The sequence below is a fragment of the Streptomyces sp. NPDC090088 genome (assembly GCF_044747345.1).
Taxonomy (GTDB): domain Bacteria; phylum Actinomycetota; class Actinomycetes; order Streptomycetales; family Streptomycetaceae; genus Streptomyces.
Genome location: NZ_JBIVDZ010000002.1, coordinates 129,626 through 150,406, shown reverse-complemented (window position 1 = coordinate 150,406; position 20,781 = coordinate 129,626). Strand labels below are relative to the sequence as shown.

At 72.9% G+C, this 20,781-nt stretch carries 17 protein-coding genes; 10 read left to right on the top strand and 7 right to left on the bottom strand.

The features are described 5' to 3' along the window. Positions 1-99: 99 nt before the first annotated feature. The 3 genes from ACIPSJ_RS09290 to ACIPSJ_RS09280 all read right to left on the bottom strand — a co-directional run bounded on the left by ACIPSJ_RS09290 (position 100) and on the right by ACIPSJ_RS09280 (position 7,462). Positions 100-4,611 carry an FtsK/SpoIIIE domain-containing protein gene (locus ACIPSJ_RS09290; RefSeq protein WP_401344788.1) on the bottom strand — a complete coding sequence of 1,504 codons (4,512 nt, stop codon included), beginning with the start codon at positions 4,609-4,611 and terminating at the stop codon, positions 100-102. 328 nt (positions 4,612-4,939) lie between these two features. Beyond that, positions 4,940-6,517 (bottom strand): serine/threonine-protein kinase, encoded by a 1,578-nt coding sequence (locus ACIPSJ_RS09285; protein ID WP_401344786.1) that lies wholly within the window; start codon positions 6,515-6,517, stop codon positions 4,940-4,942. Between the two features lie 96 nt (positions 6,518-6,613). Beyond that, positions 6,614-7,462, bottom strand: a complete 849-nt coding sequence (locus ACIPSJ_RS09280) for a menaquinone biosynthesis protein (protein WP_359210175.1) — start codon at positions 7,460-7,462, stop codon at positions 6,614-6,616. A 313-nt stretch (positions 7,463-7,775) separates the two neighbouring features. Between ACIPSJ_RS09280 and ACIPSJ_RS09275 the strand changes: the two genes are divergently transcribed. Further along, entirely contained in the window at positions 7,776-7,979 is a 204-nt protein-coding gene (locus tag ACIPSJ_RS09275) for a cold-shock protein (RefSeq protein ID WP_007490911.1), read from the top strand. A gap of 93 nt (positions 7,980-8,072) precedes the next feature. Here the strand turns inward: ACIPSJ_RS09275 and ACIPSJ_RS09270 are convergent, their stop codons facing one another. Continuing rightward, positions 8,073-8,639: a helix-turn-helix domain-containing protein gene (locus tag ACIPSJ_RS09270; protein ID WP_401344783.1), complete on the bottom strand. Its 567-nt coding sequence runs from the start codon at positions 8,637-8,639 to the stop codon at positions 8,073-8,075. Between the two features lie 67 nt (positions 8,640-8,706). Between ACIPSJ_RS09270 and ACIPSJ_RS09265 the strand changes: the two genes are divergently transcribed. From ACIPSJ_RS09265 to ACIPSJ_RS09250, 4 genes are all read left to right on the top strand, one after another. Beyond that, positions 8,707-9,369 carry an AzlC family ABC transporter permease gene (locus tag ACIPSJ_RS09265; protein WP_401344781.1) on the top strand — a complete coding sequence of 221 codons (663 nt, stop codon included), beginning with the start codon at positions 8,707-8,709 and terminating at the stop codon, positions 9,367-9,369. After that, positions 9,366-9,680 carry an AzlD domain-containing protein gene (locus tag ACIPSJ_RS09260; protein WP_359210166.1) on the top strand — a complete coding sequence of 105 codons (315 nt, stop codon included), beginning with the start codon at positions 9,366-9,368 and terminating at the stop codon, positions 9,678-9,680. Before ACIPSJ_RS09265 ends, ACIPSJ_RS09260 begins: the two co-directional genes overlap by 4 nt. 135 nt (positions 9,681-9,815) lie before the next feature. Then, a complete protein-coding gene (locus ACIPSJ_RS09255) occupies positions 9,816-10,004 on the top strand; it encodes a hypothetical protein (RefSeq protein WP_401344779.1) in 189 nt (62 codons plus the stop codon). Beyond that, positions 10,001-10,177 carry a hypothetical protein gene (locus ACIPSJ_RS09250; protein WP_359210160.1) on the top strand — a complete coding sequence of 59 codons (177 nt, stop codon included), beginning with the start codon at positions 10,001-10,003 and terminating at the stop codon, positions 10,175-10,177. The genes ACIPSJ_RS09255 and ACIPSJ_RS09250 overlap by 4 nt, the downstream gene beginning before the upstream one ends. 4 nt (positions 10,178-10,181) lie before the next feature. Here the strand turns inward: ACIPSJ_RS09250 and kstD are convergent, their stop codons facing one another. Further along, the gene (gene kstD / locus ACIPSJ_RS09245) at positions 10,182-11,948 is read right to left on the bottom strand and encodes a 3-oxosteroid 1-dehydrogenase (protein ID WP_401344776.1); all 1,767 of its coding nucleotides are present in this window, start codon (positions 11,946-11,948) and stop codon (positions 10,182-10,184) included. A 428-nt stretch (positions 11,949-12,376) separates the two neighbouring features. Here kstD and ACIPSJ_RS09240 point away from each other — a divergent pair, with 428 nt between their 5' ends. After that, positions 12,377-13,021: a class I SAM-dependent DNA methyltransferase gene (locus tag ACIPSJ_RS09240; protein WP_401344775.1), complete on the top strand. Its 645-nt coding sequence runs from the start codon at positions 12,377-12,379 to the stop codon at positions 13,019-13,021. A gap of 52 nt (positions 13,022-13,073) precedes the next feature. Here ACIPSJ_RS09240 and ACIPSJ_RS09235 read toward each other — a convergent pair whose 3' ends face one another. Then, entirely contained in the window at positions 13,074-13,706 is a 633-nt protein-coding gene (locus ACIPSJ_RS09235; RefSeq protein ID WP_401344773.1) for a TetR/AcrR family transcriptional regulator, read from the bottom strand. Between the two features lie 111 nt (positions 13,707-13,817). Between ACIPSJ_RS09235 and ACIPSJ_RS09230 the strand changes: the two genes are divergently transcribed. Further along, positions 13,818-14,732 (top strand): SDR family oxidoreductase, encoded by a 915-nt coding sequence (locus ACIPSJ_RS09230; RefSeq protein ID WP_359210148.1) that lies wholly within the window; start codon positions 13,818-13,820, stop codon positions 14,730-14,732. Here ACIPSJ_RS09230 and ACIPSJ_RS09225 read toward each other — a convergent pair. Next, positions 14,714-16,624 carry an AMP-dependent synthetase/ligase gene (locus ACIPSJ_RS09225; RefSeq protein WP_401346194.1) on the bottom strand — a complete coding sequence of 637 codons (1,911 nt, stop codon included), beginning with the start codon at positions 16,622-16,624 and terminating at the stop codon, positions 14,714-14,716. The two genes, ACIPSJ_RS09230 and ACIPSJ_RS09225, sit on opposite strands and share 19 nt — an antisense overlap. 361 nt (positions 16,625-16,985) lie before the next feature. Here ACIPSJ_RS09225 and ACIPSJ_RS09220 point away from each other — a divergent pair, with 361 nt between their 5' ends. The 3 genes from ACIPSJ_RS09220 to ACIPSJ_RS09210 all read left to right on the top strand — a co-directional run bounded on the left by ACIPSJ_RS09220 (position 16,986) and on the right by ACIPSJ_RS09210 (position 20,766). Beyond that, the gene (locus ACIPSJ_RS09220; RefSeq protein ID WP_401344771.1) at positions 16,986-18,287 is read left to right on the top strand and encodes a 3-oxoacyl-ACP reductase; all 1,302 of its coding nucleotides are present in this window, start codon (positions 16,986-16,988) and stop codon (positions 18,285-18,287) included. Positions 18,288-18,421: 134 nt separating this feature from the next. After that, the gene (locus tag ACIPSJ_RS09215; RefSeq protein ID WP_401344769.1) at positions 18,422-19,258 is read left to right on the top strand and encodes a MaoC/PaaZ C-terminal domain-containing protein; all 837 of its coding nucleotides are present in this window, start codon (positions 18,422-18,424) and stop codon (positions 19,256-19,258) included. A gap of 215 nt (positions 19,259-19,473) precedes the next feature. Further along, complete coding sequence (locus ACIPSJ_RS09210) at positions 19,474-20,766, top strand: DUF6716 putative glycosyltransferase (RefSeq protein ID WP_401344767.1); 1,293 nt, start codon at positions 19,474-19,476, stop codon at positions 20,764-20,766. Positions 20,767-20,781 lie beyond the last annotated feature (15 nt).

The following is a 20,781-nucleotide window of genomic DNA, read 5'->3' as shown; positions in this document are numbered from 1 at the left end:
GGCAATTCGCACAAGCGCAGCACGCAGCACGTAGCACGCAGCAATGACGGGCGACTTACGACGGCTGCCCGCTTCCCGGAGAAAGCGGGCAGCCGGGCGTCAGCCGTTCAGGACCGCCTGGACCGGCATGAACGAGCCGCCGGAGACGAACAGTCCGCTGCCCGCCGTGCCGCCGCCGCTGTTGGCGGGGAGGCGGACGCCGAAGAGTTCGCCGTCGGAGGGGCTCTGCGGGGTGAGCAGCAGGCCGTTGCGGGACTTGCGGGTCTCGACGGCGAAGCCCCGGTACTGGCCGGAGAGGCTGTCCGTCGTACCGGCCACGACGAGGCCGATGCCGCCGTCGGAGGCCTTGCGGACCACGGCCTCCAGGGCCTCGTCGAGGCTGGTGTCGTAGAGGAGTTCGGCGTCGTCGACGACGACGGCGTAGGAGCCGTTCGGCGCCTTGTCCGTCAACTCCGTGAGGTCGTCCTCGCGGTGGTCGGCGTTCAACACACCCAGCACTCCGTCGCGGCCCTCCAGGTCGCGCAGCGGGGAGCGGCGCGGGGCGACCAGGACCACCGGGGTGCCGGCCCGGAGCAGGGACTCCGTCGCGGCCAGCAGCGCCGTGGAGCGGCCGGACTTGGGCGGGCCGGCGATGACGAAGCCGGGGCCGTTCTCCTCCAGGTCGATGCCGACGGGGTGGAGTTCGTCGCCGCCGACGCCGACCAGCGTCCACAGCCGGGACGGCGGGGTGAAGTCGGCGTCCAGGGCGAGCGCCTCGGACGCGGTGATACGGGAGGGCAGCGCGTCCACCCGCAGCGGGCGCCGTCCGACGGGGATCCGGGCGTACCGGGCCCGTGCCTCCTCGGCGATCTCGCGCAGGGCGCGCACCTGGGCCTGGCCGGCCGGCTCCTCGGCGAGCAGGCCGATCTGGGTCTCCTCCACGCCCGTGTCGGTGATCCGCAGCGCGCGGCCCGGAGGCATGTTCTTCGGGACCTCGCGGGGCTGGAGCCCGGCCGTGGAGTAGTCGTTGGGGTCGGCGAAGCGCAGCACGAGCCGGTCCGCGAAGGCCGAGGAGACATGGCCGCTGAGGCCGCTGCGGTCGGCCGTCATGACCACCTTCAGACCGACCGCGGAACCTTCACGGAACATTCGCTGGACCGCTTCGAGGAGCGAGCCGTAGTTGTAGCTCTCGAAGGTGGAGGCGAAGCCCTCCCAGCTGTCGAGCAGGAGCACCATCCACGGGAGGCGGTCCTCCGGGGCGGCGGTGGCCCGCTGTTCGGCCGCGCTGGAGGCGCCCTCCATGGCGAGGAGGCGCTGGCGGCGGGCGATCTCGGCGAGCAGGCGGTCGATGAGCCGTCGTACGCGGTCCGGTTCGTCGCGGGTCACGACCGCGCCCACGTGCGGCAGACGCATCAGCGGGAGCAGGGCGTTGGAGCCGCAGTCGATGCCGTAGAGGTGCACGTCGTGCGGGGAGGTGGCGCGGGCCAGCGAACCGGCCAGGGTGCGCAGGGCCGTCGAGCGGCCGGAGCGGGCGCCGCCGAGCAGCAGGGTGTGCTCGCCGTGGACCACGTCCAGGACGAGCGGGGTACGGCTCTGCCGCGCCGGCTGGTCGATCAGGCCGTACGGGACGGGCGCCACGTCGGCCCCGGCCGCAGCCCCACTCGCACCACCCGCACCGCCCGCGCCGCTCCCACCACTCGCACCGCTGCCGTACGACTCCAGTTCCGCCAGCGTCACCTGTTCGGCCAGCGGCGGCAGCCAGGGGCTGCGCTGTTCGCCGAAGCCCATGCGGGCGGCGCCGTCGCGGACGGCGTCGACGAGGACGGCCAGGTCGGTGACCATCGTGCCGTCGTCGTCGGCCTGGGCCTGCTTGGGGAGGGGACGGCTGTAGGCGTTCCAGGGCAGCGGGGTGAGCGTCGCCTTCGGGCCGGTCTGGCCGGTGGCCGGGCGGCGGCCACCGATCCGGGCGGACTGGACGCCGACCAGGGACTGGGCGCCGGAGCGGACGTACATCCGGCCGGGGGTCGACTTGGCGATGGCGCCCGAGTCGGGGGCGTCGATGACGTCCTGGGACTCGGAGGCGTCGGTGACGCGCAGGGCGATCCGCAGGTTGGTGTTGGCCCTGATGTCGGCGCTCACCACACCGGCCGGGCGCTGGGTGGCCAGGACCAGGTGGACGCCGAGGGAACGGCCCCGGCGGGCGATGTCGACCAACCCCGCGATGAAGTCGGGGAGTTCGGCGACGAGGGACGCGAACTCGTCGATGACCAGGACGAGTCGGGGCATCGGCTCCAGTTCGGGGCGGAGCCTGCGGGTGTCGTTGTAGTCCTCGATGTCCTTGGCGGCGGCCTCGAACAGGATCCGCTCGCGGCGGTGCAGTTCAGCGGCGAGGGAGGCCAGGGCGCGCTCGGTGAGGTGGGCGTCAAGGTCGCTGACCATGCCGACGGTGTGGGGCAGCCGGGCGCAGTCCATGAAGGCGCTGCCGCCCTTGTAGTCGATGAGGACGTAGTTGAGGGCGTCCGGGCGGTTCGCCATCGCCAGCGACGCGATGATCGTCTGGAGGAGTTCGGACTTGCCGGCACCGGTGGTACCGGCCACCAGGGCGTGCGGGCCGTCCCGGCGGATGTCCAGGACGAACGGGCCGTCGGCGGCGACGCCGATGGCGGCGGCGGTCGTGGCGCCGCCCGCTTGCCAAATGCGTTCCACGTCCGCGCCGGTGGGGTCGGGCAGGCCCAGCAGGTTCAGCAGGCGGGCCGAGGACGGGAGCGCGGCGCCCGCGTCGTCGCGGCTGACGTCCCGCACGGGGGCGAGGGAGCGGGCGAGCAGCTCGCACCACTCGTAGGTGACCTGGTCGGCCAGGATGTCGCCGACGCCCTCCATGCCGTAGCCGCGGACGCGGACGTGGTGGGCGGCGTCCGGGGACCAGGCGACGACGGCCTTGCACTCCTCGGGGAGCAGCCGCTCGTCCTCGTCGACGCAGAGCGCGGTGATGCCGTACTGCGGTCCCTCGGTGAGGAGTTGGGGGACGCCGGGCACCCGGCGCAGCAGCCGGGCGCCGTCGAGGATCAGCAGGATGGTGGGGTCCGGGTAGAGCTGGCCCATGGCGTTCTGCTGCTCGCGGGCGGCCTTGCGGCGGGTCAGCTCGTTGAGGAGTTCGTTGACCCGGCGGGTGATGGTCTCGGAGTCGAAGCCGGTCAGCGCCACGCAGTCCTGACCCTGCTCCGGGTCGGTGTGCGGCAGCCAGTGCGCCCAGTGCCATTCGGCGCCGGCCGCCTGGGTGGCGGCCAGCGTCACCATGGACAGGTCGCGGGGGCTGTGCAGGACGGCTCCCTGGACGGCGAGCCAGCGGGCGGTGGCCAGGGCGCGGGCGCGGTCCCCGGCGATGCCGACGACGCCGAGCCGGGTGAAGGGGAGCGTCACCGGGACGTCGGGCAGCACGGGGGGCTGCGGGGCCTCGTCGTCGTGCGACACCCCGCCGCGGGCCAGGGCGAGTTCGACGTCGGACTCCAGGCCGCCGACGCCGATGCGCAGCAGCATCGCGTCCGGGTCGGTCAGCCGGCGCTCCCACAGGCGGCGGCGCGGGCCGGTGGCGAAGAGCAGGATCTCGGCGGGGTCGGGGGCGTCCGCGCGGCGGGCGCGCTGCTCCTCCTTGCCGAGGACGGCGAGCTGGGCCCGGTGCTCGGCGAGGTCCTTCTTGTACTGCTTGAGCGAGGTCTTGTCCTTCTTCTTGCCCTCGCGGTTCTCGCTGATCCACTGGCCGAGCATCATCAGCGGGCTCATGAGGCAGAACGCCAGCATGTAGACCTGCTTGGTGACGTAGTACATGCCCACACCGAAGAAGATGGGCATGATCGCCATGAGGAACTGGAACTTGGCCTTCTCGCCCTTGTTCGGCGGTACCGGCACCACCAGCCGGCGGCGGGGCCGCAGCGGGGAGAGCCGGGGCGGGCGGTTGTAGGCGAGTCCGCCCTCGCTCATCTGGGACAGATGCGCGTCGGGTTCGGCCACCCGGTCCAGGACGAGCAGCGAGTCACCGGCCCGGACGACGGCGCCGAGCGGCCAGGGGGTGGCCGTGGCCGCGTCCACCGGCTCGTCGTCGAGGAGGATCTCGGCGCCGCCCTCGGCGGTGATCGTGGTGGTGCCCTGGAGGTCGATCGTCACCCGCAGCGCGAGCGGCGCCAGCGTGGGGTCGGCCAGCGGGAACGTGCAGGTCTGCGCCGAACCCACGGTCGCCGCGCCGACGCCGAGCCGGACCACGCGGCCGGCCGCCGGACCGCCCGCCACCCGGAGTTCGAACTGGCCGACGGGCTCGCCCTTGCGCAGCAGCGGGCCGATCGAGTCGTCGACCGAGACCCGCATGCCGTCGCGCAGCACGGTGGCGGCGGGTGCCGCCGGATCGCAGGGCACGCCGTCCGCCCACAGCGAGGCAGCCCCGGGGCCGGCGCCGTAGCCGGGTATGGGGGCCGGTGCGGTGCCCGGCAGTTGCACCACGTTCCGCAGGTCGTGACCGGAGGGCCGCAGCGCTTCCCCCAGTGCCTCGGCGACATCGCCGGCGGTGGCCGTCTCGTCCGTTGCGATCACAACGTCGTGCGGCTCACCGCCTTCCCGCACGACCGTGACCAGCATCCGCATGGCGGTCATCCTCCCGTCGGCCCCTGTGGCCACGTTCGTTACTTCAGCTAACGGAGACTAATGCCGGTGACGGCCCGCGCGCTCGGCCGGCCGGAGGCCGCGGGCGAGCTCGGCATGGGGCCGGAGGCGCGTGCGGTGGCTGTCCAAGTCCCGTGGATCGTCAGGCCGCGGTGCGTCCAAGGCGGACTTCCTCCGTCACATCCACGCGGACTTCCCCCGTCCTCTTCACGCGGACTTCCCCCGTCCTCTTCACTTCGCGTGTTCGCCGGCGCAGCCACAGTAGTGACCGAGGGGGCGGGAGCGGGCGCCGGGCCCGCGCCCCTGTGCCTCAGTCGCCCGTCTTCGACATCACCGCGACCGGGTTGCCCTCGGCCGAGCTGTCGGACGTGTAGACCAGGTCGCCGTGGCTCGGGGTCAGGTACACGGTGTTGGGGCCGGGGTCGCAGCCGTCGTGGTTGCCCTTGACTCCGGCGGAGGAGGCGACGAGCTTCGTGGAGGTGACCGCCTTCAGGGTGAGGACGTCGGTGCAGACGCCGCCGAGCTGGTCGGTCTGGCGCAGCCGGCCCAGCTCGTCGCCCTCGGCGGCCTGGGCGACGGTGATCCGGAAGGTGCCGATGGGCAGGTTGCCGGAGAGGGCGGTGGCCGTGCCCTCCCAGGTGCCGAGGTAGGCGGCCGGGATCCGCCCGCCGCCCTTGGCGGTCGCGCTGGCGCCCGAACTGTCGGCGCTCGCGCCGGTGTCGCGGTCGTCGCCGCTCCACGGCCCCACCAGGAAGCCCAGTCCGACGGTCACCGCGGCCAGCGCCCCGGCGACCGCGAGCGCGACCGTGCAGCTCACCCGGCGGCCCCGGCCGCCCGCCCCCGGCGCGGAGGTCGCGGCGACGCTCACCGAGACCCCGCCGGGCGGCGCGTCGCGCGGCTCGGGCACCACCGTCGCCGTCCCCGCCGGGGGACTTGTCCCCACCGAGGGGCTGCTGAACTCCACCGGCCCGGAGGCGGGCACCGCCACCTCCGCCGTCTCCAGGTTCAGCACCTGTACGGCGCTCCGGCTGACCCGTTCCACCAGCGCCCCCGGCAGCCAGCCGCCGGTCACCAGCCGCGCGGCCCCCTCCGGAGCCAGCCGCCGGGCCACCTCCGCCGGGCCCGGCCGGTGCCCCGGCTCCTTGGCGAGGCACGCCTCGGCCACCGAGCGCAGCTCACCGCCGAGCGCGCCGAGTTCGGGCTCCTCGTGGACGACCTTGTAGAGCAGGGCGGCGGAGGAGTCGCCGGGGAAGGGCGGTTCGCCGTTCGCCGCGTACGCCAGGACCGCGCCGAGGGAGAACATGTCGGCGGCGCCGGTGGCGCCCTTGCCGAGGATCTGCTCGGGGGACATGTAGCCCGGGGAGCCGAGGGAGACCCCGGAGGAGGTCAGCGATGCGGTGCCGTCCGTGGCGCGGGCGATGCCGAAGTCGATGAGGAGGGGACCGTCGAGGGTGAGGAGGACGTTCGAGGGCTTCACGTCCCGGTGCACCAGGCCCAGTTCGTGCACGGCGGCCAGCGCTTCCGCGAGGCCCGCGCCCAGCGCCCGTACGGTGTGCGCCGGCAGCGGGCCGCCGTCGGCGACCGCCGCGGCCAGCGAGGGTCCGGCCGCGTAGGCCGTGGCCACCCACGGCACGGGCGCGTCCGGGTCGGCGTCCAGGACGGGGGCCGTCCAGGCGCCGCCGACCCGCCGGGCGGCGGCCACCTCGCGGCGGAAGCGGGCCCGGAACTCCTCGTCCAGCGCGAAGTGCGGGTGCACGATCTTCACGGCGACGGTCCGGCCGCCGGCCGACCGGCCCAGATAGACGCGGCCCATGCCGCCGGAGCCGAGCCGGCCGAGCAGCCGGTACGGCCCGACGGTCGTGGGTTCGTCACCCGCGAGCGGCTGCATGTGCCCACCCCCCATGGCCACCCCCCATTGAGTCCACGCAGCAGCCTAAGGGGTGTCCGGGAGTCATAAGGGGTGTCAGGGGCGCCATAAGGGGTGTCAGGGCGTCAGCAGGTCGACCTTCACGTCCGCCGCGAACCCGGTCGTCGGGCCCACCCGGCGGGCGAACTCGGTCACCGCGGCCAGCTGCGCCGCGCCGAAGCTGAAGTCGAGGGTGGTGAAGTACTGGGCCAGGGTCGCCTCGTCGAAGGCCTCCCAGCGGGCGGCCTGTTCGGCGACCTTGGCGACCTCCTCCAGGGAGAGGTTGCGGGAGTCGAGGAACGCGCCGTGCACCTCGCGGGTGAGCTGCGGCTCGCGCTCCAGGTAGTCCCTGCGGGCGGCCCACACCGCGAAGACGAACGGCAGGCCCGTCCACTCCTTCCACAGCGCGCCGAGGTCGTGGACCTGGAGGCCGTAGCGCGGGCCGTCCAGCAGGTTGGCGCGCAGGGCCGCGTCGCCGATGAGCACCGCCGCGTCCGCCTCCTGCATCATCAGGCTGAGGTCGGGCGGGCAGGTGTAGTACTCGGGCCGGACGCCGTAGCGGTCGGCGAGCAGCAGCTGGGCCAGGCGGACCGAGGTGCGCGAGGTGGAGCCGAGGGCGACCCGGCGGCCGTCCAGCTGGTCGAGGGGGACCTGGGAGACGATCACGCAGGACATCACCGGGCCGTCGCAGCCGACGGCGATGTCCGGGAAGGCCACGAGGTCCTCGGCGTTGCGCAGGAACTCGACGAGGGTGATGGGCCCGATGTCGAGGTCGCCGCGCACCAGCTGCTCGCTGAGCTTCTCAGGGGTGTCCTTGGTCAGCTCGAAGTCGAGGAGGGTGCCGGTTCTCGCGAGCCCCCAGTAGAGGGGCAGGCAGTTCAGGAACTGGATGTGGCCGACGCGCGGCCGGGTGCGAGAATTGTCCACATCGCGAGACTAGACCCCGTGGGGTACCGTGCTCGGACCCGCCCCCGGCATCGACACCGCTCCGGGCGTCAACCCACTTGCGAGGCCATTCAAACCTCCGGGTGACATGATCTTGGCCTCTGTTGCTTTCCGCTGCCCACATGCTAGGCTCGCCGCAAGTTGCAGTTTGGTTTCCCTTGCAGTACAGAGCCTGCGGAGCATGTAACCGTGGGCTCTCGTCGTTTTCAGACATATGCAGTTGTGCGGCACTTAGTTTGTTTTCACACTTGCAGGTTCTGGAGCAGGGCGACCCTTTTGAGCCCAAGGAGGGCTTATGGCTACCGGAACCGTGAAGTGGTTCAACGCCGAAAAGGGCTTTGGTTTCATCGCCCAGGAAGGCGGCGGCCCCGACGTCTTCGTCCACTACTCCGCGATCAACGCCAACGGGTTCCGCTCCCTGGAGGAGAACCAGCAGGTGAGCTTCGACGTCACGCAGGGTCCGAAGGGCCCGCAGGCGGAGAACGTCACCCCCGTCTGATCACGGACATCCCAAGTCTGATCGCAGACTGAGTGCAGTACCCAAGGAGCCCCGCGCCGCAAGGCGACGGGGCTCCTGCCTTTTCCCGGCCCCTCAGACGTGCTGCATCACGAGGACGAACGACGTGCCCGGCGCCAGCGCCTCGTACGAATGCGGAAGATCTCCGCGATACGTCAGGTAATCCCCCGGGTTCAATTCGACGATTTCTCCCCGTGGTCCGGCCTTCACCCGCCCGTCGCATACGACGAGATGCTCGACGGTCCCCGGAATGTGCGGCTCGGACTCCCGTACCGCGCCCGGCTCCGCCCTCAGGTGGTAGACGTCCCGGCGGGCGCCGGGCGGGCAGGCCGACAGCAGGGTGGCGGCGAAGTTCGCCTGCTCCGACGCGACCGTGGGGCCCTGGCCCGCCCGGATCACCCGGACGGCGGACACCGGCGGCTCGACCAGCGCGCTGAACGGCACGCCGAGCGCCACCCCCAGCGACCAGAGCGTCTCCACGCTCGGATTCCCGCTGCCCGCCTCCAGCTGCGACAGCGTGGACTTCGCGATACCGGCCCGCTTGGCCAGCTCGGAGAGCGAGAGCCCGGCCCGGGCCCGCTCCCGCTTGAGGGACGCGGCGATCCAGTCGAGGGGAAGCCGGGGTGGTGGGGTGTCGGACATCGCGTTCGCTCCATCGGTACGATCGTTCGCCTTGACGAACAGTGTCGCCTTGTTCATTGTAGAGAACATGCGTTCGCTACACCGAACCGGAACCGCCCTGGTCCGGGACAGCTCCCTCGTCTGGCTGGCCGGCGGGATCGTCGGCGTCTCCTTCGGCGCGGTCAGCGTGGCCGGCGGCCTGCCCGTGTGGGTCCCGGTCCTGATGTCCCTCGTCGTCTACGCGGGCTCCGCCCAGTTCAGCGCGGTCGGTGTCCTGCTCGCCGGCGGCGGACCGCTGGCGGCGGCCGCCACCGGCCTCCTCCTCAACACCCGCACGGCGGCCTTCGGCCTCGCCGTCGCCGACCTCCTCGGCCCCGGCCGGGCCACCCGTCTGCTCGGCGCCCACCTGGTCACCGACGAGACGGTCGCCTTCGCCCTGGCCCAGCCGGACCCGGCCCGCCGCCGCGCCGCGTTCTGGATCTCGGGCCTCGGCCTGTTCGCCGCCTGGAACGTCGGGGTGGCGGCCGGCGCCCTCGCGGGCAGCGCCCTCGGCGACACCGCCCGCTACGGCCTGGACGCCGCGTTCCCGGCGGTCCTGGTCGCCCTGGTCCTGCCGGTACTCCGCGCGGCCCCCGGGGTGCGCCGGGCGGCCCTGCTCGGCGCGGCGATCGCCCTCGCGGTGACCCCCGCCGTCCCGGCCGGGGTCCCGGTCCTGCTCTCCCTCTGCGCCCTGGTGGTGGTACGACGATGAACGCAACCGTGGTCATGATCCTCGCCCTCGCCCTCGGCACGTACGCCTTCCGTCTGGTGGGCCCGGCGCTGCACGGCCGGGTGGAGATCCCGGCGCGGGTCCAGGAGCTGGCGTCGGCGGGAGCGGTGGTTCTGCTGACCGCACTCCTCGCGACCGGCGCCCTCACGGAGAACGGCGGCTTCGCGGGCTGGGCGCGCCCGGCCGGGGTCCTGGTGGCCGCCGTACTGGCGTGGAAGAAGGCGCCGTTCGTGGTGGTGGTCGTGGGGGCGGCGACGGTGACGGCGGCGCTGCGGGCGGGCGGGGTCGGCTGAGCGCGCCGCCGGGAAGAGGGGGGCGAGATGCGTCGCTGTTCGGCTGCGGCGGCGTGGGTGCTGGTCGCGTAGTTCCTCGCGCCCTTACAAGATCAGGGGCGCCGCTGTCAGTGCTGCCCGTCAGGGTCCCCGGGCATGACCGCCGGCTTCATCACCGCCACGCGTAGGTTCTACGACGCGATCGCCGACGAATACGCCGACCGCTTCCGCGCGGAACTCGTCAACAGGCCCTTGGAGAGACCCCTGTTGGCCAGGGGCCTGTCCGTGTTCGGCCCGGTGGGGGACGTGGCCCGGCGGCTGGAGGAGCCGTGGGGCATCCGGTGACGCCGGACTTCCTGCGGCGGCGGCCGGAGCGGAGGGCGGACCTGCTGAGGGAGGCGGGCTTCGCCCTCCGCTCCACGGCAGTCGGCGAACCGGACGAGGCGCTCGGGGAGACGAGCCCGCAGGCCTTCCTGCCGGCGGCCCGCCGCCCCGGGGCCGAACCGGTGGCGGGGTGACGGGTCATGCCGGGAGCGCGCCGGCGAGATCCATCGCCGCGATGTACCCGAACGTCATGGCGGGGCCGATGGTCGACCCGGCGCCCGCATAGCTGTGCCCCATCACCGCGGCACTCGCGTTCCCGGCCGCGTAGAGCCCGTTGATCGCGGACCCGTCGGCCCGCAGCACCCGCGCCCGTGCGTCGGTCACCAAGCCGCCCTTCGTGCCCAGGTCGCCCGGCACGATCCGGAAGGCGTAGAACGGCGGAAGCCACAGGGGTGCCAGGCAGGAGTTCGGGAGGACGGACGGGTCCGTGTAGTAGTGGTCGTAGGCACTGTCGCCGCGCTTGAAGTCGGTGTCCTTGCCGCTCACCGCAAGGGAGTTGAAACGGTCGACGGTGGTGCGCAGGGCGGCAGCCGGGACGCCGACGGCGGCGGCGAGGGCGTCCCAGGTCCAGGCCTTGAACGCGGCGCCGGAGGTGTACCAGGCGGCGGGGAGCACGAAGGTCGGGGCCACGTCCCGGAACAGGTACCGGTTGCGGTAGTTCTGGTCGACGATCAGCCACGCCGGGATGTCGGGGTCGGTCGGGTCGCGGTCGTACATGACGTGGACGACGTCGCTGTAGGGAGCGGCCTCGTCGACGAACCGGCGACCCGCCGCGTTGATCATCAGGCCGCCGGGGAGGGTGCGCTCAGCCAGGCAGAAGTACGGGTCGCCGGGGAGCGGAATGGCCGGCCCCCACCAGGCGTCGTCCATCAGCGCGAGCGCGCCGCCGGCCGCCGCCCCCGCCCGGATCCCGTCCCCGGTGTTCTCCTTCGCGCCGACGGTCCAGTCCGTGCCGACCGGCTGCCGCTGGTACGTCGCCCGCATGGCCGCGTTGTGCTCGAAGCCGCCGGACCCGACGACCACCCCGCGCCGGGCCCGCACCAGCCCGGCGGCGCCGCCCTGCGTCACCACCGCCCCGGTCACCACCCCGCTCTCCTGGTAGAGGCCGGTCAGCGGGGTGTTCAGCCACACCGGCACCCCGGCGTCCAGCAGCCCCTTGCGCAGCCCGGCCGCCAGCGACTGCCCCATGGTGAGCGGGGTCTGTCCGAGCAGCGCGGCCCGGGTCCCGCGGGCCAGGCACTCGGTGGCGACGGCAGCGCCCTTGACGCTGACGGCAGCCAGCGCCAGCCACTTGTAGTCGGCGCTGAACACCACCATCCCGGACGGGACCTGGAGGTACGGCGGGTTGAGGTGGGCCAGTTCGGTGCCGAGCAGGTTGCCGTCGAGCTGGTCGGGTTCGATGGAGCGGCCGTTGGGGAGGCCGCCGGGCAGTTCGGGGTAGTAGTCGCTGTACCCCTCCATCCAGCGGAAGCGCAGCGGGCTGGCCGCCATGACCTGCGTCAGCATGGCCGGGCCGTGGGCGAGGAAGGCCTGCTGCCGGGCGGCGGGGACGTCGGTGCCGACCACCGCCGCGAGGTAGGCGGCCGCCTTGGCCGGGGTGTCGGGCACCCCGGCGGCCAGGATGACGGAGTTGTTGGGGATCCAGATCCCGGCGCCGGATCGCGCCGCCGAGCCGCCGAAGGTCGCCGCCTTCTCCACCACCACGCAGCTGAGCCCCCGCGCGGCGGCGGTGAGTGCGGCGGTCATTCCGGCGGCCCCCGCGCCGACGACCACGACGTCGTACGTGCCGAGCACGGGCAGATCGGCGCCTGAGGCGACGCCCCGCGCATCGGCCGCGAGGGCGAGCCCCGTCGCGGCCGTGGTGCCCAGCACCTGTCTCCGGGTGGGTCTCGCACGCACCGACATGACCGATCCCTCCAGACCTGACGGGAACATGAGGATTGGTGAGGGAAGGTCCCGCGGGGGTCTTGTGAAGTCAAGGGCCGTGCACCGGCCGGCATCGCGAGACCGATCCGGACCGTATGACAGATCGTGCCGGATCTACGACTGGCGGCAATGGTGAGCCCGCTGGTGCTGCGCAGAACTCGCGGGGTGTGATCGAGGGCGCCCTCCTGCTGCTGGACACGTTGCGGGAGGCAGGAGAAGCCTGGGCGCTCTGCACACTGATGGGGTCCGCGCTCACCGCCGTCCACTTCCGGAGGCGGACGGGGGGCGTGGGTCGGTGCTCGTGTCGTTGCCGGCCCGTACCCGGGGAGTCACGGGGCGGGACGTCGGCAGGACGGTGTGGGCCGAGCTCGCGCTGTCTGTCAGTGGCGGCCGTTAGGGTCCGCGGCATGACCGCCGACTTCCTCACCGCCACCCGTACGTTCTACGACGCGATCGCCGAAGACTACGCAGACCGCTTCCGCTCCGAGTTCGCCAACAGGCCCGTGGAGAGGGCCGTGTTGGACGTGTTCGCCGAACTCGTCGGCTCCGGCGCCGAGGTGGCCGACCTCGGCTGCGGTCCCGGCCGGGTGTCCGGCCGGCTGGCCGCGCTGGGCCTGTCGGTCTTCGGCCTCGACCTGTCCGAGTCGATGCTGGCGATCGCCCGCCGCGAGAACCCCGGCCTGCGCTTCGTCCAGGGCTCGATGCTGGAGCTGGAGGTGGCGGACGGAGCGCTGGACGGGGTGCTGTGCTGGTACTCCTCCATCCACACCCCGGCCGACCGGCTGCCGTCGCTGTTCGCGGAGTTCAGGAGGGTACTGGCGCCCGGCGGCCGACTGCTCCTGGCGTTCCAGGTGGGGGACGTGGCGCGCAGGCACGCGCAGCCCTGGGGGCACCCGGTGACCCTGGACTTCGAACGGCGTCGGCCCGAACACATGACAGAGCTGCTGGCGGAGGCCGGCTTCACCCTGTACTCCGCCACGGTGCGGCAGCCGGACGCCGACCTGGAGGAGACCAGCCCGCAGGCGTTCCTGCTGGCCACGGCCACGGTCTGAGGTCCGGGCCGGGAACCGCGTGGGGTTCCGGGAATACGACCGGCCGCCTGACTCAGCGCTCGGCCTCCCCAGGCCCCGGTTCCGTCTTCGACGCCCCCGCCTCGACTCGCTCGGCCCCCAGCTCCGTCGCCCGTTCCTGCAGGTCGCGCAGGGCCGCGTGGGCGATTTCGGGGTAGGGGCGGCCGTCTGTCGCCTCTGCCCAGTGGTGGTAGGAGGCGGTGAGGGCGAGGAGGCCCATCTCGGTGGCGAGGCGGGCGGTGGCGTCGGGCGCGCCGCGGTCGCGCAGGGCTTGGGTGACGGCGGTGCGGACGCGGGCGGCCTTGAGGAGTTCGCGCTCCTGGAGTTCGCTGTGGGCGTCGATCACCAGGCGTCGCTGTAGGGCGAGTTCGCGGCGCTCCTCGGTGAAGTTGTCGGCGACCGCGTCCAGGGCGACGGCGAGGCAGCCGACGACCGTGGTCCCGGGCGGGGCGTCGCGGATCGCGTCGGCGACGCGGTCGGCCATCTCGCCCTGCCCGCCGAACAGCACCTCGCGCTTGTCGGCGAAGTGCCGGAAGAACGTGCTCTTGGTCAGACCGGCGCGGTCCGCGATCTCGGCGACCGTCGTGGCGTCGTACCCGCGCTCGACGAAGAGGGCGAGCGCGGCGCGCACCAGCCGGTCCGGCGCGTTCGGTTCCCATCGGGCCATGGCCCACATCCTAGGCGACGGGACCGTATCCCATCACTGACGGGACTTGGTCCCGTCATGGTGTTAGGGTCGGAGTGACGGGACGAAGTCGCATCACTTTGGGGAGTTTCCATGCGTGTGTTCGTCACCGGCGCGTCCGGCCACATCGGCTCGGCCGTCGTCTCCGATCTCCTCGCCGCCGGGCACCAGGTCACCGGCCTCGCCCGCTCGGACGCGTCCGCCGCGGCCGTGACCGGGCTCGGCGCGACCGCGCTCCGCGGCGACCTCGACGACCCGGGCGGGCTGGCGGCGGCGGCCGCGGACGCCGACGGGGTGATCCATCTGGCCTTCAAGCACGAGGAGGCGTTCGCCGGCGGCTGGGGCGACGCGCTCACCGCGGAGTGGACGGCCCTGCGGGCGCTCGGCGACGCGCTCGCGGGCAGCTGCAAGCCGCTGGTCTGGGCCTCGGGCGTGGCCGGGGAGTCGCGCGAGCGGATCCTCACCGAGGAGGACCCCGTCGCCCCGAGCGCGGAGGGCGGCGGCCGGGGGGACGTGGAGATCGCCGTGCTGCGGCTGGCGGAGCGGGACGTGCGGTCCTCGGTGGTCCGGATCCCGCCCATCACCCACAGCGCCCTGGACCGGGCGGGCTTCGCCCGGATGCTGATCGCCACGGCGCGCAGGAACGGCTTCGCCGGCTACCCCGGCGACGGCGCGAACCGCTGGCCCGCCGGCCACACCCTCGATGTCGCCCGGGTCTTCCGGCTGGCGCTGGAGAAGGCACCGCCGGGCACCCGGTGGCACCCGGCCGGGGACGAGGGCATCCCGGTGCGCGAGATCGCCCAGCACATCGGCGACGGCCTTGGGCTGCCGGTGCGGAGTGTGCCGGCGGCCGAACTCCCGTCGCACTTCGGCCCGTTCATGTCGCGGGTGATCGTGAACAACACACCCGTGTCGACCTCCACCACCCGTCGCGTCCTCGGCTGGGAACCGTCCCACCCGGGCCTGTTCGAGGACTTCGACAGGCTCGACTACTTCTCCTTCGCGTAGAGGCCCTCGATCTCCGCCGCGAAGTCCTTCATGACCGCCTCCCGGCGCAGCTTCATCGAGGGGGTGAGGTGGCCCGCCTCCTCGGTGAAGTCGACGGGGAGCATGGCGAAGCGGCGGATGGACTCGGGGCGGGAGACCAGCTTGTTCGCCTCGTCCACCGCCCGCTGGAGGATGGCGCGCAACTCGGCGTCGTCCAGCAGGAGTTCCGGCGGCACGGGGTGCTTGCCGTGCATCTGCCGCCAGTGGGTGAGGCCGTCCCGGTCGAGGGTGATCAGGGCGCTGACGTACGGCAGTCCGTCGCCGACCAGCATCACCTGGGAGATGAGGGGGTGCGAGCGCAGCCAGTTCTCCAGCGGGGCGGGGGCCACGGACTTGCCGCCGGCCGTGATCAGCATCTCCTTCTTGCGGCCGGTGATGGTGAGGTAGCCCTCGTCGTCCAACTCGCCTATGTCTCCGGTGGCGAGCCAGCCGTCGCGGGTCGCCGGGACGACCCCGCCGGCCGCCGGGTCCCAGTAGCCGCGCAGCACGTGGTCGCCGGCGACCAGGATCTCCCCGTCGGCCGCGATCCGGACCTTGGTGCCGGGCATCGGCCAGCCCACCGTGCCGAGGCGGGGCTTGAGGGGCGGGGTGCAGGTGCTGGCGGCGGTGGTCTCGGTCAGGCCGTAGCCCTCGTAGATCTCGATGCCGGCCCCGGCGTAGAACGCGGCGAGCCGGCGGCCCAGCGGGGAGCCGCCGCAGATGATGTGGCGGACCTTGCCGCCCATGGCGGTGCGGATACGGCGGTATACCAGCGGGTCGTAGAAGGTGCGGGCGGTCTTCAGGGCGCGGCCGGGGCCGCCGCCGGTGCCGGTCTGCTTGGCCTCCAGGGCCTCGCCGTACCGCTGGGCGATGCTCGTGGCCCGGTCGAAGGCGGAGACCCGGCCGCCCGCCTCCGCCTTCGCCCGGGCGGTGTTGAAGACCTTCTCCAGCATGTACGGGATGGTGAGCAGGCAGGTCGGTCTGAAGGCGGCGAGGTCCGGGAGCAGGTCCTCGGCCTTGAGGCTCGGGGCGTGGCCGAGGCGGACCCCGGCGCGGATGCAGGCGATCGCCACCATCCGGCCGAAGACATGGGACATGGGCAGGAAGAGGAGGATGGAGACCTCCTCGTCGTTGCGCGCCTTGAAGATCGGGTAGAGGAGTTCGATCGCGTTGTCGACCTCGGCGAAGAAGTTGCCGTGCGAGAGGGCGCAGCCCTTGGGGCGGCCGGTGGTGCCCGAGGTGTAGATCAGGGTGGCGAGGGTGTCGGGGCCCAGCATGCCCCGCCGGACGCCCACTTCGGCGTCGTTGACGTGCTCGCCGGCCTCCGCGAGCCGGTCCACGTGCCCCTTCTCCATCACCCACAGGTGCCGCAGGTCGGGCAGCCGGTCGAGTTCCGGGCCGAGCGCGGCGGCCTGGGCGGCATGCTCCGTGACCAGCGCGACCGCGCCGGAGTCGTGCAGGATCCAGCGGGTCTGGAAGACCGACGAGGTCGGGTAGACCGGGACGGTCACCAGGCCGGCCGCCCAGGCGCCGAAGTCGAGGAGCGTCCACTCGTACGTCGTCCGGGCCATGACGGCGATCCGGTCGCCCGGCATCAGCCCCTCCGCGATCAGCCCCTTGGCCACCGCCTGCACCTGCGCGGCGAACTGGTCGGCCGTCACGTGCTCCCAACGGCCCTCGCCGTCGGCCGGCTTGCGGCTGAGCACCACCGCGCCCGGGGCCCGCTCCGCGTTCTCGAACGGCAGGTCGGCGAGCGAGCCGTGCCGCACCGGCGGCGCGAACGGCGGTACGTACGCCTCCCGTACCGCGCCGTCCAGCCGCTGCACCTGGGGCTCGACCAGGATCGGCTTCCCGTCGTAGTCCGTGGCCTGGATCGCGACACCGGAGGAGACGGGGGCGGCGTGCTGGAAAGAGGAAGTGGACACGGGGCGGCTCCTCGGGCGTGCAGCGGGTGAACTGCTTGCTGCATGTCGTACGCGCCTCGCGCACCGAGGCGTTCACCGGCGCCGGGCCTCAGAAAGGGGTTACCGGCGGTTAGACAGGAGAGCGTACGGGCCTGCTGTGGCGGGGTTGTGCGTTTTCCGGGATGGTCCGGGGCCGGGCCTGTGCATTCCCGGAGGTTACGTGAGGGTCTCTCACATTTGGCACGACTGACGGCTCTTGACAGCTGTGACATAGACTTACCTACGGTAACCTTACTCCAGAGTCAGAAATCGGGCCATCCAGGGGACGAACATGACGGACCGCTATCTGGGCTTCACCGCCACCGCACCGGGCCGCTTCCTCACCCGGCGGCTCGGGCTGCCCCAGCCGGCCCGGCTGCTACGGCCCTCGCAAGCGCCTTCCCTGGACGGGGAGTTGCTGCAGCTCACCGCGGGCAAGACCACTCTCGACCTGGCCCCGGTCCTCGCCCGCACGGGGCTGCCGGCCGACGACTCGGGCACCCCCGTCGCCGTCGTCCTGGACGCCACCGGGGTGCGGGACACCGACGCGCTGGCCGAGGTGCACGCGGCCCTGCACCCCGTCGTACGGTCCGTCGCCACGAGCGGCCGGGTGGTGGTGCTGGGCGCGCCGCTCGACCCCGCCGACCACCACCAGAGCGCCGCCCAGCAGGCGCTGGAAGGGTTCACCCGGTCCCTGGGCAAGGAGATCGGACGCGGCAGGACGGTGAACCTCCTGCGGCTGACCGACGCCACGGCCGCCGAGTCCACCCTGCGGTTCCTGCTCTCGCCCCGCTCCGCCTACGTCAGCGGACAGGTGATCGAGGTCGACGCGGGCGCCTTCGCCGCACCCGACGACCCGCGGCGCCCGCTCGCGGGGCGCACCGCGCTGGTCACCGGGGCCGCGCGCGGGATCGGCGCGGCCGTCGCCGAGACGCTGGCGCGGGACGGGGCACGGGTCGTCGTACTCGACGTACCGGCGGCGGAGGCGGACGCCCGGGCGCTGGCCGAACGGCTCGGCGGGAGCGCGCTGGCGCTCGACATCACGGCGGTCGACGCGGGGGCGCGGATCGCCGACGCGCTGCCGGACGGGCTGGACGTGCTCGTCCACAACGCGGGGATCACCCGGGACCGTCGGCTGGTCAACATGCCCGCCGAGCGGTGGAGTCCGGTGCTGGAGGTGAACCTCGGGAGCGTGCTGCGCACGACGGACGCGCTGCTGGAGCGGGGGGCGCTGAACGCGGGCGGGCGGATCGTGGCCACCGCGTCCATCGCCGGGATCGCGGGCAACGCGGGGCAGACGAACTATGCGGCGAGCAAGGCGGGGATCGTCGGGCTGGTGCGGAGCCTGGCGCCGCGGGCGCTCGCCGAGTACGGGGTGACGGTGAACGCGGTCGCGCCCGGGTTCGTCGAGACGCGGATGACCGCCGCGGTTCCGCTGTTCATCCGGGAGGCGGGGCGGCGGATGAACTCGCTGGCGCAGGGTGGGGTGCCGGGGGATGTCGCGGAGACGGTGGGGTGGCTGGCGGAGCCGGGGTCGGGGGCGGTGAACGGGCAGGTCGTGCGGGTGTGTGGACAGAGCCTGTTGGGGGCGTAGCGGTTGTTCGGTCGTGTGCGGGTGGGTGGGGGCTGGTCGCGCCCACGCGGCGGTAGCCGCATATCGGACACAGCCCCGCGCCCCTGAAGACAAAAGCAGGGCGTTTCCACAGACGGTAGTGAAAGGCGAAGCCCGTGATTGTCCTCACCAACGCCCCCTCTCTCGGGCCCCTGCTCGCCCTCGGCGCTCTGCGGTCGCCCTTCAAGAGGCCTGCGGCCGATGCCGATTTCCCTCGTGCCCGGCTCGTGCTGCCCGGACTGCGCCCAGATCTCCGGAAACTCGCCGCCTATGAGCGTGTCTGCGGGTTCGGGACCGGTGACGACGGGCTGCCCGTGACGTATCCGCATGTGCTGGGGTTTCCGCTGGCGATGCGGCTGATGAGCGCGCGGGAGTTCCCGTTGCCGTTGCTGGGGCTGGTGCACACGTCGGTCGAGATCGAGCGGCGGGCGGAGCTGCCCGGGGACGGGACGTACGAGCTGGCGGTGCACATCGAGAAGCTGAGTCCGCACCGGCGGGGCACGGAGGCGACGGTCGTCACCGGGATGCGGGCCGGCGGGGAGGTGGTGTGGGAGTCGCGGAGCACCTATCTGGCGCGGCACGGGAGCCCGGGGGCCGCGGAGACGCCCCGGGAGGCGCCGGGCGGGCCGCTGCCCGTCGTCGCCGAGTGGCACCTCGCCGGGGACGTGGGGCGGCGGTACGGGGCGGCGTCCGGGGACCGGAATCCGATTCATCTGTACCCGTTCACCGCCCGGCTGTTCGGGTTCCCGCGGGCGATCGCGCACGGGATGTGGACCGCGGCCCGCTGTCTCGCGGCGCACGGGGTGCCGACGGCGGCGACCGTGCGGGCGGAGTTCCGGGCGCCGGTGCCGTTGCCGGGGACGGTCGAATACGCGGCCGAGGGCGGCCGCTTTCAATTGCGGAGCGGAGATCGGATCCATGTGGAGGGCAGCGTAGCCCCAAGGATCTCCTGAATCTCTGCCAACGCTGTACAAAGAATGTGTTTCGCCTTTCTGTGAGGCACCTGTCATCGCCTCGCGAACCCGCAGGTGGAGAAGGCGGCCGAGGTCGGTTCCATACGGGATTCCAAGCTCGTCCAAGACGGCATAAAGAATTCCCTAATGCTGCGCTTAGACAGCGTTCTTAACCTCTGCTCACTTTCTGATCCACTGCACGAAAGGCACTGAGCATGCCTCCCAGACGCGTCGCAGTACTCGCCGACTCGGACACCCGCTGGAAATGGGGGGCGTCGGTGGCCCGGCAACTCGCCCCCGAGCACGCACTCGACGCGTACTTCCTGAGCTCCCGGTCCACCCCCACCGAACGACAGCTCGCCGAGATCGGCATCGTGCCCGACACCCGGCGCGAGATTCCCGCCGCCGGGCTGGTCGACGACGCGGAACTGGCCGACGCCGACCTGGTGGTGCTGGCCGTGGCCGGCGGCACCGTGCTGGCGCTCGTCCACAGCCTGGGACGCGCCTGGGCGGGCCGGGAGCACCGGCCGGTCACGGTCAGCGGGTACGTCGGCGTGGTCTACGAGAAGATGGTCGACGGTCTGCTGACCCGGGCCGGCACGGATCTGGTGCTCGCCAACTCCGGCCACGACCACCGGCGTTTCCGGTCCGTCTTCGAGAGCGTGGACGTCGACCCCGGCTCGGTCGTCGAGTGCGCCCTGCCGTTCCTCTCCGGCGCGCCCTACCGGCCGTCCGCCGACCGGCCGTTCACCGTCACCTTCGCGGTCCAGCCCTCCGTGCCCAAGGACCGGCCGTCCCGGCTCGGCCTCCTGGAGCGCGCCGGCGCGCACGCCCGGCTGCACCCGGAGCGGCAGGTGCTGGTGAAGCTGCGCAGCCTGCCCGGCGAGCAGACCACCCACGTCGAGGCCGACCCCTACCAGCACCTGGTCGACTCCCTCGCCGAACCCGCCCCGGCCAACCTCCAGCTCGCCTACGGCAACATGGGCGAGGTACTGGACCGTACCGACCTGCTGGTCACGGTGAGTTCGACGGCCGCCCTGGAGTCGATGCACCGGCGGATACCCACCGCGATCCTCACCGACTTCGGTGTCCGTGAGGCCCACGGCAACCACTACTTCGTGCACTCGGGCTGCCTCGCCTCCTGGGACGACATCGACGCGGGCGCGCTCCCGCAGCCCGACCCGGAGTGGGCGGCGGCCCAGGGCATCGGCAAGAGCGACCCGTACGCGGCGGCCCGGGCCCGCGTCGCCGCGCTGCGTGCCGCCGGCCCGCTGCCCCCGCTGCGCCCCTACTACACGGCGCAGTCCGCCGGTATCTACCTCGGCACCATCCTCCGCCACAACGGCTTCGACGAGGAGGGCCGCCCGCTGCCCGCGCCGCTGGGCACCGCCGGTACGGGGCGCATGAAGAAGGCGGTACGACGGGTCGCCCGGCGGGGGGCCAAGAAGCTGTACCGCGTCGGTCACCAGCGGCTCGCGCCCGCCCTGCGCCGCTGGGGTGCCGTGTGAACACCGCCGCCCTGG